Here is an 11,698-nt window from a genome sequence, read left to right on the forward strand (position 1 = left end):
GATTATCCCCTGGTTGCAAGCGGTTGGCGGGCGGCCTTGACCTGCGCGCGCCGTGCGTGCAGGACCGGTTCGGTATAGCCCGAGGGCAGGTCGCGGCCCTTGAACACAAGATCGCAGGCGGCCTGGTAGGCCAGCCCGTCGAAGCCGGGGGCCATCGGCACATAGGCCGGATCCGCCGCGTTCTGGCGATCGACCACGGCGGCCATCTTCTGCATGGCCTGGGTGACCTGCGCGGCGCTGACCACGCCGTGATGCAGCCAGTTGGCCAGGGCCTGGGCGCTGATGCGGCAGGTGGCGCGATCCTCCATCAGGGCGACATCGTGGATGTCGGGCACCTTGGAACAGCCGATCCCCTGGTCGACCCAGCGCACCACATAGCCCAGGATGCCCTGCGCGTTGTTCTCGATCTCGGCCTGAAGCTCTTCCGCCGACCAGTTGGCGCCACCGGCCAGCGGCAGCGTCAGCAGGTCGTCGAGCCCGGCGCGCGGGCCCTTGGCCGACAGGTGCCGGGCCAGTTCATGCTGGCGCGCGATCACGTCCACGCGGTGATAATGCGTGGCATGCAGCGTGGCGGCGGTGGGCGAGGGCACCCAGGCGCAGTTGGCGCCTGCGCGGGGATGGCCGATCTTCTGCGCCAGCATGTCGGCCATGCGGTCGGGGGCGGCCCACATGCCCTTGCCGATCTGCGCCCGGCCCATCAGGCCGCAGGCGATGCCGATGTCGACGTTGCGGTCCTCATAGGCGGTGATCCAGCGGCTGGCCTTCATGTCGCCCTTGCGCACCATGGCGCCGGCCTCCATCGCGGTGTGGATCTCGTCTCCGGTGCGGTCGAGGAAGCCGGTGTTGATGAAGGCGACCCGCTGGCGGGCGGCGCGGATGCAGGCGGCGAGGTTGGCCGAGGTGCGGCGCTCCTCGTCCATGATGCCGAGCTTCACCGTATTGCGCGGCAGGCCCAGCGTGTCCTCGACCGCATCGAAGATCGCCACGGCATGCGCGACCTCGGCCGGACCGTGCATCTTGGGCTTGACGACATAGACCGAACCATGGGCCGAATTGCGCAGGCCGCCGGTCTTTTGCAGGTCGTGCATGGCGCAGAGCGTGGTCATGAAGGCGTCCATCAGCCCTTCGCCGATCTGTTGCCCGTCCGCGTCGAGGATCGCGGGTGTGGTCATCAGGTGGCCGACATTGCGCACCAGCATCAGCGCGCGGCCCTTCAGCGTGGCATCGCCGCCGGGCGTGCGGATCGTGAGGTCGGGCGCCAGTTCGCGCAGCACCATGCGGCCGTTCCGGGTGATGGCCTCGGTCAGGTCGCCGCGCATCAGGCCCAGCCAGTTGCCATAGGCCACGACCTTGTCGGCGGCGTCGACGGCGGCCACCGAATCCTCGCAGTCCATGATGGCGGACAGCGCGGATTCCAGCCGGATGTCGGCCACCCCGGCCCGGTCGATGCGCCCCACGGAATGCGCAGGGTCGATCGACAGCCAGATGTGCAGGCCGTTGTTGCGCAGGATGACGGCCGAGGGGCGGGCCGCATCGCCCTGCCAGCCCGCGAACTGGGCGGGGTTGCGCAGGGCCGGGTGCAGCGCGCCGCCCTGCACCGAATAGGCCGCGACATCGGCATGCGACCCGGCGGCCAGCGGGGCCACGTCATCGAGGAAGCTGCGGCCCCAGGCGATGACACGCTGGCCGCGTGCGGCGTCGAACGGGCCATCGGGCGCGGTGTCGCCCAGCGCGTCGGTGCCGTAGAGCGCGTCGTAGAGCGAGCCCCAGCGGGCATTCGCCGCGTTGAGCGCGTAGCGCGCGTTCATCACCGGGACCACAAGCTGCGGCCCCGGCACGCTGGCGATCTCGGGGTCGGTGTTGGCGGTGTCGATGGCGAAGGCTTCGGGTTCGGGCTCCAGATAGCCGATGTCCGAGAGGAAGGCGCGGTAGGCGGCGGGATCGTGGGGCTGGCCGCGGCGGGACAGGTGCCAGCTGTCGATGCGGGCCTGAAGCTCTTGCCGGCGGGCCAGCAGGGCGCGGGTTTCCGGGCCGAGGCGTTCGACCGCCTGCGCCAGCCCGGCCCAGAAGGCAGCGCCATCCACGCCGGTTCCGGGAAGGGCGTGATCCTCGACAAAGGCGACAAGGGCTGCGTCAACGGAGAGCCCGGCGCGGGCGATGTGGTCGGACATGCGGTTCCCCCAGCTTTGCGTCGGCGGTTCAGTCCGCCATGGTATACAATGCGAAGCTACTAGGATGCGAAGCGCGCCGGGGCAAGGTGTCAGGCGCGGCGCGGCACCACGCCAAGTGCGTCCAGCGCCGATTCGAGCGCCGAGCGCTGACCTGCATCGGATCGACGGGCCTGCGACTTGAGCGCGTCGAACCGGGCGCGCAGCGCGGTTTTCTCGTCTCCCTTGCAGTCGTTCCAGGGGCGGCCCTGAAGGCCCATCACAAGGACGTAGTAGCCGATGAAATGCGGGGCACTGCCCGATTCGATCAGCCGCAGATAGGCTGCGTCGGCCCCCATCGCGCGGATTTCATCGGCGGAATGGATGCCGGCACGGGCAAAGGCGGCCTCGGACGCGGGGCCGAGGTTGGGAATCGAGGAGACGGGTTCGGGCATGACGGACCGGCAGACTGGCGCTCGGGTCAGCATCGCGGCCCGTGCTGCACATGGCAAGGCAGCCAAGCGGGCTGCCAGGTCTGCTGTGGCGGCAATGCGCCTGCCACGCGGTCAGAGCAACCGGAACGGTCCCGCGGGGGCGCCGCAAGGCGGGGCGACGGTATCGCCCCGGGGAGGGTCGATCAGATCGACGCCCAATCCTTGAAGATCGGTTGTCCCTGCTGCGGTGTCTGGGGGGCGGATTGCCCCTGCTGCTGGGGCTTAGGGGCTTTGGTGCCACCCTGTTGCGGGGTGGTGCCTTCGGGTTTGGTCATCATACTCACTCTGTGCCGTGCTGCTCGTCTGCGTCCCGCGTTCCCGTTGTGCCCGGGTTGCCGAGGGGTCCGAACCTTCAGGTTGCGCGGCCATCCGGGCGGGCGCGTGACCTTTTTGTGTCAGACATAAGGCAGCTAGGCCGCCGGCTGCGGAGGTGCAAGGCTGGACGCCCGCGCAGGGCATCACAGGCTGTTACAACAGGTTTCGGCCTGCGCGATCAGGTGACGCGCAGGATGTCGGCCAGCGGCGCGTTTCCATCGACAAGATCGGCCACGGTCACGCGGTCCAGAGCCGCGTGGAACGCCTCGAGCGCCGCCGCCAGCACGCAGGTCAGCCGACAGCAGCCGATCAGCGGGCAGGAGGTGTCGCCGGGGTCCATGCAGGGGGCAAAGGGCACCGGCCCCTCGAACTTGCGCACCACATCGCCCACGGTGATCGCCGTTGCCGGACGCGCCAGTCGCAGGCCGCCGGCGCGGCCGCGCACCGTGGTCAGGAAACCCGCGATGGCCAGCGCATGAATCACCTGCGCCAGATGGTTCTCGGACCCCCGGCAGGCCACCGCGACCTCGTGCTTGCGGACGGTGCGGTCGTTGTTGACCGCGCAGAACATCAGCGTGCGCAGCGCAAGGTTGGTGCGGATGGTCAGTCGCATCGGCGATCTCCGGCTTTGCGCCCTGTGTGGGCTGCGGAATCGCCCGCGGCCTTGATCCGGATCAATCGCGCGGGGTGGCGGAATGAAAATCGCATGGCGAATGCAGGTTTCGCGCCGGGGGGCGGCGCGGATTGATCCAGATCAGATGATGGATCGTGAATATGTTGTAGGTCCCCGTGCCAACGGAGGAGTGGCGATGACGGATTTCATGACGGGGGCGGCCTCGCGCCGGGGATTTCTGGCTCTGCTGGGCGGGGCGATGGCGGCGTCGGCCGCGCGGCCCGCCGCGGCGGCGAAGGTTGCCACGACGGCGCGCATCGTCATCCTGGGCGCGGGTGCGGCCGGAACGGCGATGGCGAACCGGCTGGCGGCGCGGCTGGATGGCGCACGGATCACGGTGGTGGACGGCAGGGCGCGGCATCTGTACCAGCCCGGCTTCACGCTGATCGCGGCGGGGCTGAAGCCGGCCGCCTATTCGGTCAGCGCCACGACCGACTGGCTGCCGCAGGGGGTGGATCTGGTCCCAGAGGCGGCGGCAGGCATCGACCCCGTGGCGCGGCGCGTGACGACGGCAGGCGGCGCGGGCATCGACTATGACTTCCTGATCGTGGCAACGGGCCTGGTGCTCGACTGGGGCGCGATCGAGGGGTTCTCGCCGGAGATGATCGGCAAGGACGGCGTCGGTGCGGTCTATGCGGGCCCGGAGGCCGCCGAGGCGACATGGCGCGAGATGGACCGCTTTGCCCGCAAGGGCGGGCGGGCGGTGTTCTTCCGCCCCGAGACCGAGATGAAATGCGCGGGCGCGCCGCTGAAATACGCGTTCCTGACCGAGGATCACGCCACCCGGGCAGGCATGCGGGACCGCGTGCAGATCACCTATGCGGCGCCGCAGGCGGCGTTGTTCGGCGTGCCCATCGTGGCCGAGAAGGTGCGGATGCTGTTCGAGCAGCGCGGCATCGCGACGCTGATGCAGCACACCGCGCGGGCCATCGACCCGGCCCGCAAGGTCATCACCTTCGCCGACAAGGACGGGCTGGACCACGAGGTCGAGTATGACTTTACCAACGTGATCCCGCCGATGCGGGCGCCCGATGTGGTGCGGCAATCGGGCCTGTCCTGGGCGGACAAATGGGCCGACCAGGGCTGGGTCGAGGTGGATCAGGCGACGCTGCGCCACCTGCGCTTTCCCGAGGTGTTCGCGGTGGGCGACGTGGCGGGCGTGCCCAAGGGCAAGACGGCGGCCTCGGTCAAGTGGCAGGTGCCGGTGGTCGAGGATCACCTGGTGGCCGAGATCGCGGGCGGCAAGGGCAGCCAGAGCTATGACGGCTATACCTCGTGCCCGCTGATCACCCGGGTCGGGCGGGCGATGCTGGTCGAGTTCGACTACAAGAACAATCTGGTGCCGAGCTTCCCGGGCGTGATCGCGCCGCTGGAGGAACTGTGGGTCAGCTGGCTGATGAAGGAGGTGGCGCTGAAGGCCACCTACAACGCGATGCTGCGCGGACTGGCCTGAAGGAGACATGCGATGAAGGATCTGACGCTGGGCACGCTGATCGCGGTGTTCGAGGAGATGTTCGGGCGCGGCCTGTTCTGGGCGCTGGTCGCGGCGGCGGTGCTGGTCACGGTGGCGTTCCTGGCGGTGCTGTGGCGCGACCGGGGAATCGCCGCGCGGCGGCTGGTGCGGGCCGAGCTGTTCGCGCCGCTGGGGGCCGTCGCGGGGGTGGTCTTCGTGTTCTGGATCACCAATTCCGGGCTGCGCGACATCGGCGGGCCGATCGACGTGGTGATCCTGATCGCCATCGCGGCGGCGGGGGCGGTGGGCCTGACGATCCTTGCCTACACCGCGCAGGCCCTGATCCGGGGCACGGGCCGCTGATATCGGGCCGCCCCGCACGGTCGGGCCCCGCGCGGCGCATGTTGTCATCTTGCATCCCATCCAAACCGCTTTGAATCATCCCTTGCGCCAGATTGCAAAACGGCGGAATACTTGGCCTCGTGATTGCGCTAACAGCGGCATCCCGGCATCCGATCCGCTTTGGACGGACCGGGGCAACCGGCGGGCTTGACAGCCCCGCCGCCACGGCGGCCAATCACAACGGGGAGGGATGCGCGACCGGCGGAAGCCGGATCGTGCCCCATGGAAAGGGATGAGAGGATGACGATCAACCAGTCCGGGCTTCCCCCCGATTCCGCTCTCGTGGCCGTGCCCCCCGCCGGCGCCGGGGATCTGCGCGCCGATGTGCTGCGCCATCTGACCTATTCGCTGGGCAAGGATGCGGACCACGCGGCGCTGTACGACTGGCGCTTCGCGCTCAGTCTCGCGATTCGCGACCGCATCGTCGGGCCCTGGTTCACCTCGACCCGCCGCACCTGGGCCGAGGGGCGCAAGCGCGTCTACTACCTGTCGATGGAATTCCTGATCGGCCGCATCCTGGAGGACGCGACGATCAACCTCGGCCTCTACGACAGCGCGGCCGAGGTGATGGCGGGGTTCGGGCAGGACCTGCGCGCCGTGATCGAGGACGAGCCCGACGCGGCGCTTGGCAATGGCGGGCTTGGCCGGCTTGCCGCCTGTTTCATGGAGTCCATGGCGACCCTGGGCTGTCCCGCCTATGGCTATGGCATCCGCTACGAGCACGGCCTGTTCCGCCAGCGGTTCGAGGGCGGGCGGCAGGTGGAAACGCCCGAGGACTGGCTGAAGGAGGCGCATCCCTGGGAGTTCCCGCGCCCCGAGGCGGCCTATGTGATCCCGTTCAAGGGGCAGGTGCGCCACCATGACGGGCGCGAGGTCTGGGAACCCGGCGAGACCGTGATCGCCTCGGCGCATGACACGCCGGTGGTGGGCTGGCAGGGGCGCTGGGCCAACACGCTGCGCCTGTGGGGCGCCAAGCCCACGACCATGTTCGACCTTGAGCGGTTCAACAGGGGCGACTATGCCGCTGCCGCCGAACCCGAGGCGCTGGCGCGCACGCTGTCGCGGGTGCTCTATCCGGATGACACGACCTATCAGGGCAAGGAACTGCGGCTGAAGCAGGAGTTCTTCCTGACCTCGGCGGCGTTGCAGGATATCCTGCGGCGGCATCTGGCGGCCGGGCTGGACCTGCGGGCGCTGCCCGCCCATGTCGCGATCCAGATGAACGACACGCACCCCGCGATTGCGGGGCCCGAACTGATACGGCTGCTGTCGGATGAGCACGGCATCCCGTTCGGCGAGGCGCTGGACATCGCGCGGGCCTGTCTGGGCTATACCAACCACACGCTGCTGCCCGAGGCGCTGGAGCGCTGGGCGACCTTTACCTTCGGCAATGTCCTGCCGCGCCACATGCAGATCGTCGAGCGCATCGACGCCTGGCACAAGGACGAATACCATTCGCGGCCGCACTATGTCGGGATCGTCAAGCATCACGAGGTGCGCATGGGCGAACTGGCCTTCGTGATGAGCCACAAGGTGAACGGCGTGTCGGCGCTGCATTCCGACCTGGTGAAGGCGAACCTGTTCCCCGAACTCGACAGGCTGCACCCCGGGCGGATCATCAATCAGACGAACGGCGTGACGCCGCGCCGATGGCTGCGGATGTGCAACCGGCCGCTGGCGGGCCTGATCACCGACACGATCGGGCCGGGCTGGGAAGATCATCTGGACCGCCTGCGCGAACTGGAGCCGCATGTCGCCGACAAGGGGTTCCGCGACGCCTTCGACAGCGCGAAGCGGGCGAACAAGGCCGCGCTGTCGGACTGGATCGGGCGCGAGATGGGCGTGTCGGTGAACCCCGATGCCATCTTCGACGTGCAGATCAAGCGGATCCACGAATACAAGCGGCAGCTGCTGAACATCCTGCAGACCATCGCGCATTACGACGCGATCAAGAAGAACCCTGCGGGGCCATGGGTGCCGCGCGTCAAGATCTTTGGCGGCAAGGCCGCGCCGGGATATGCCGTCGCCAAGGAAATCATACATCTTGTCAACGATGTGGCGGCCGTTGTTAATGCCGATCCCGACGTCGGCGACCTGCTTAAGGTGGTCTATCCGCCCAACTACAACGTCAGCCTGGCCGAGCGGGTGATCCCCGCCTCGGACCTGTCGGAGCAGATATCGACCGCCGGGAAAGAAGCCAGCGGCACCGGCAACATGAAGTTCATGATGAACGGCGCCCCCACCATCGGCACGCTGGACGGCGCGAATGTCGAGATATTGCAGGAGGTCGGGGCCGAGAACTTCTTCCTGTTCGGTCTGACGGCGGCCGAGGTCGTCGAGCGGCGGCGCGACACCGATCACGCGCGCAAGGCCATCGAGGCCAGCCGGACCATGCAGGACGTGCTGCAGATGATCGCCGAGGGCCGGTTCAGCCCCGGCCAGCCCGACCGCTATCACGGGCTGGTCCACGGCATGTGGCACTATGACTATTTTCTCGTCGCGTCGGACTTCGACGCCTATCTGCAGGCGCAGGGCGATGTCGATGCGGCCTATGCCGACCGCGACCGCTGGCTGGCCATGGCGGCGATGAACACCGCGCGCTCGGGCTTCTTTTCGTCGGATCGCACGATCCGGGGATACATGGCCGATATCTGGGGGGTGGAACCCGCGCTCTGACCACCGCTCGGCCGCTTTCGGGGAGGAAGGCATGACCGGACCGATGATCGACGACGATGCGGCACGGGCCCTTGCCGAGGGGCGGCATGGCGACCCGTTCGCGGCGCTGGGGCTGCACCGGCGCGACGGCGTCTGGGTGGTCACCGCGCTGGTCCCCGGGGCCGACCGGGTCGAGGTGCTGACCGGCAAGTCGGGCAAGCCCGTGGCGATGTCGCGCCACGCGGCGGCGGGCGAGGTCTGGTGGGCGGCGCTGCCCCGCAAGGCCGACTATCGGCTGCGGGCGTTCGGGCACGGCGCGGAGTGGGAATGGGAAGACCCTTTCCGCTTCGGCCCCGTGCTGGGCGAAATGGACGAGTATCTTCTGGGCGAGGGCACCCACAAGCGCCTGTGGACGGTGCTGGGTGCGCATGCGATCGCGCATCAGGGCGTCGAGGGCGTGCATTTCGCGGTCTGGGCGCCGAATGCCGAGCGTGTGTCGGTCGTGGGTGACTTCAACATCTGGGACGGGCGGCGCCACCCGATGCGGCGGCGCGGGCCCACGGGGGTGTGGGAGACCTTCATCCCCGGTCTGACCGAAGGCGCGACCTACAAGTACGAGATTCGGGGGCCGGGCGGGGCGCTGCTGCCGCTGAAGGCAGACCCGGTCGGGTTCGGATCTGAACATCCGCCCGCAAACGCAAGCGTTGTCAGGAAAATCGCCGGCGACTGGTCGGATGGCGACTGGATGGCGAAGCGGCTGGCGCACCAGACCATCGACGCGCCGGTGTCGGTGTACGAGGTGCATCTGGGGTCCTGGCGGCGGGCGCCGGGCGACCGGATGCTGAGCTATCTGGAACTGGCCGACCAGCTTGTGGACTATGTTGCCGACATGGGGTTCACGCATATCGAGCTGCTGCCCGTATCGGAATACCCCTTTGACGGATCGTGGGGCTATCAGCCCGTGGGCCTGTTCGCGCCGACGATCCGGCATGGCACGCCGACGGAGTTCCGCGCCTTCGTCGATGCCGCGCACCGCCGGGGCCTGGGTGTGCTGCTGGACTGGGTGCCGGGGCATTTTCCCACGGACGCGCATGGGTTGGGCCGGTTCGACGGCACGGCCCTGTACGAACACCAGGACCCGCGCGAGGGGTTCCATCAGGACTGGAATACCCTGATCTACAACTACGGCCGGGTCGAGGTGCAGAACTACCTCGTGTCGAACGCGCTCTACTGGCTGGAGGAGTTCCACATCGACGGGCTGCGCGTCGATGCCGTGGCCTCGATGCTCTACCGCGACTACAGCCGCAAGGATGGCGAATGGGTGCCGAACCGCGACGGCGGGCGCGAGAACTATGAAGCCATTGCCATGCTTCAGCGGATGAACATCACCGCCTATGGCGAGGTGCCCGGGATTGTCACCATCGCCGAGGAGTCCACCGCATTCCCGGGCGTGTCGCGGCCCGCGAACCACGGGGGCCTGGGATTCGGCTTCAAGTGGAACATGGGCTGGATGAACGACACCCTGTCCTACATGCAGAAGGACTCGCTGTACCGCCAGTACCATCACCACCAGATGACCTTTGGCCTGCACTATGCCTGGTCGGAAAACTACATCCTGCCGATCAGCCATGACGAGGTGGTGCATGGCAAGGGCTCGATGCTGGCCAAGATGCCGGGGGATGGTGAACACAAGTTCGCAAACCTGCGTGCCTATTACGGCTTCATGTGGGCGCATCCTGGCAAGAAGCTGCTGTTCATGGGCTGCGAGTTTGCGCAGGGCGCGGAATGGAACCACAATCGCAGCCTGGACTGGCATCAGCTGGACGTCCCGGCCCATGCCGGCGTGCAGGCGCTGGTGCGCGATCTCAACCGTGTCTACCGCGAGAATCCTGCGCTGCACGTGAACGACGCGCGCCCTGAGGGGTTCCAGTGGATCGAATCGAACGACGCGGCGGCGTCCGTCTATGCCTGGGTGCGCCGCGGCCGCCCGGGCGATCCGATGGTTATCGCGGTGGTCAACATGACCCCGGTCGAGCGGCACTATCGGCTCGGGCTGCCTGCGGCGGGACTGTGGGAGGAAATCCTGAACACCGACGCCGGGATCTATGGCGGCGGCAACCGCGGGAACCTTGGAACCGTGAAGGCAGAAAAGAAGGGCTGGCACGGCCAGGACCATTCGGCCGGCATCGTGCTGCCGCCGCTTGCGACCGTGTATTTCCGGCAGTCATAGGCGCGCGGGCGCCGCAGGGGAGGACGACATGAAACCGAGACCGAACGCGCGACTGTCCAGTCAGGCCATGGCCTTCGTGCTGGCCGGGGGGCGGGGCAGCCGTCTGAAGGAACTGACCGACCGGCGGGCCAAGCCGGCGGTCTATTTCGGCGGCAAGACGCGGATCATCGACTTTGCGCTGTCGAACGCGGTGAACTCCGGCATCCGCAAGATGGCGATCGCCACGCAGTACAAGGCGCACAGCCTGATCCGGCACTGCCAGCGCGGGTGGAACTTCTTTCGCGCCGAGCGGAACGAATACCTGGACATCCTGCCCGCCAGCCAGCGTATGGATGAGGTGAACTGGTACCGCGGCACGGCGGATGCAGTGGCACAGAACATCGACATCATCGACAGCTACAACATCAAGTATGTGGTCGTCCTGGCCGGCGACCATATCTACAAGATGGACTATGAGGTGATGATCCGCCAGCACGTCGACAGCGGCGCCGACGTGACCATCGGCTGCCTGACGGTTCCGCGCCTTGAAGCGCGCGCCTTCGGCGTGATGCATGTGGACAAGGACATGCGGATCACCGCCTTCCTGGAAAAGCCCAAGGATCCGCCACCGATTCCCGGCGACCCCGATCACGCGCTGGCCTCGATGGGCATCTATGTGTTCGACTGGGCGTTCCTGCGCGACCTTCTGGTGCGCGACATGGCCGACAACAGTTCGACCCATGATTTCGGCTTCGATCTGATCCCGCATATCGTGAAGAACGGCAAGGCCGTGGCGCACAAGTTCTCGGACAGCTGCGTGACCTCGGGGCTGGAGGAGGAACCCTACTGGCGGGACGTCGGAACCATCGACGCCTTCTGGCAGGCGAACATCGACCTGACCGATTTCGTCCCGAAGCTCGACCTCTACGACAATGCCTGGCCGATCTGGACCTATGCCGAGATCGTGCCCCCGGCGAAGTTCATCCATGACGAGGACGGTCGCCGTGGCTCGGCGGTATCGTCGCTGGTGTCGGGGGATTGCATCGTGTCCGGTTCCGCGGTGTCGAACAGCCTGCTGTTCACCGGGTGCCGCACGCATTCGTGGTCGAGCCTCGAATATGTCGTGGCGCTGCCGCAGGTGATCGTGAACCGAAAGGCCGAACTGAAGAACTGCGTGATCGATCGTGGCGTGATCATCCCCGAGGGACTGGTGGTGGGCGCCGATCCCGAAGAGGATGCCAAGTGGTTCCGCAGGACCGAGTCAGGTATCGTGCTGATCACGCAGGAGATGCTGGACGCGCGGGCGGCGAAGCTGGGCTGAGGCCCGCATCGGGCCCGCAGGCGCGTCGG

At 67.6% G+C, this 11,698-nt stretch carries 8 protein-coding genes; 5 read left to right on the plus strand and 3 right to left on the minus strand.

Annotated features, from left to right (window positions below; translation table 11 throughout):
• Nucleotides 1–2 precede the first annotated feature (2 nt).
• The 3 genes from KF887_11490 to KF887_11500 form a co-directional block, all read right to left on the minus strand.
• Nucleotides 3–2,171, minus strand: coding sequence for a malate synthase G (locus tag KF887_11490; GenBank protein ID QYK40077.1), 2,169 nt, complete (start codon nucleotides 2,169–2,171; stop codon nucleotides 3–5).
• A gap of 89 nt (nucleotides 2,172–2,260) precedes the next feature.
• Nucleotides 2,261–2,602 carry a TfoX/Sxy family protein gene (locus tag KF887_11495; GenBank protein QYK40078.1) on the minus strand — a complete coding sequence of 114 codons (342 nt, stop codon included), beginning with the start codon at nucleotides 2,600–2,602 and terminating at the stop codon, nucleotides 2,261–2,263.
• Nucleotides 2,603–3,134: 532 nt separating this feature from the next.
• Nucleotides 3,135–3,569 (minus strand): Rrf2 family transcriptional regulator, encoded by a 435-nt coding sequence (locus KF887_11500; GenBank protein ID QYK40079.1) that lies wholly within the window; start codon nucleotides 3,567–3,569, stop codon nucleotides 3,135–3,137.
• Between the two features lie 208 nt (nucleotides 3,570–3,777).
• On the opposite strand from KF887_11500, the gene KF887_11505 reads away from it, so the two are divergent.
• From KF887_11505 to glgC, 5 genes are all read left to right on the plus strand, one after another.
• Nucleotides 3,778–5,082: an NAD(P)/FAD-dependent oxidoreductase gene (locus KF887_11505; GenBank protein QYK43543.1), complete on the plus strand. Its 1,305-nt coding sequence runs from the start codon at nucleotides 3,778–3,780 to the stop codon at nucleotides 5,080–5,082.
• A gap of 12 nt (nucleotides 5,083–5,094) precedes the next feature.
• The gene (locus tag KF887_11510; GenBank protein ID QYK40080.1) at nucleotides 5,095–5,445 is read left to right on the plus strand and encodes a DUF5368 domain-containing protein; all 351 of its coding nucleotides are present in this window, start codon (nucleotides 5,095–5,097) and stop codon (nucleotides 5,443–5,445) included.
• Nucleotides 5,446–5,724: 279 nt separating this feature from the next.
• Nucleotides 5,725–8,160, plus strand: a complete 2,436-nt coding sequence (locus KF887_11515; protein ID QYK40081.1) for a glycogen/starch/alpha-glucan phosphorylase — start codon at nucleotides 5,725–5,727, stop codon at nucleotides 8,158–8,160.
• A 43-nt stretch (nucleotides 8,161–8,203) separates the two neighbouring features.
• Nucleotides 8,204–10,369 carry a 1,4-alpha-glucan branching protein GlgB gene (gene glgB / locus KF887_11520; GenBank protein ID QYK43544.1) on the plus strand — a complete coding sequence of 722 codons (2,166 nt, stop codon included), beginning with the start codon at nucleotides 8,204–8,206 and terminating at the stop codon, nucleotides 10,367–10,369.
• 28 nt (nucleotides 10,370–10,397) lie between these two features.
• Nucleotides 10,398–11,669: a glucose-1-phosphate adenylyltransferase gene (gene glgC, locus KF887_11525; GenBank protein QYK40082.1), complete on the plus strand. Its 1,272-nt coding sequence runs from the start codon at nucleotides 10,398–10,400 to the stop codon at nucleotides 11,667–11,669.
• The last annotated feature ends 29 nt before the right edge of the window (nucleotides 11,670–11,698 follow it).

The organism is Paracoccaceae bacterium (genome assembly GCA_019454225.1).
GTDB lineage: Bacteria > Pseudomonadota > Alphaproteobacteria > Rhodobacterales > Rhodobacteraceae.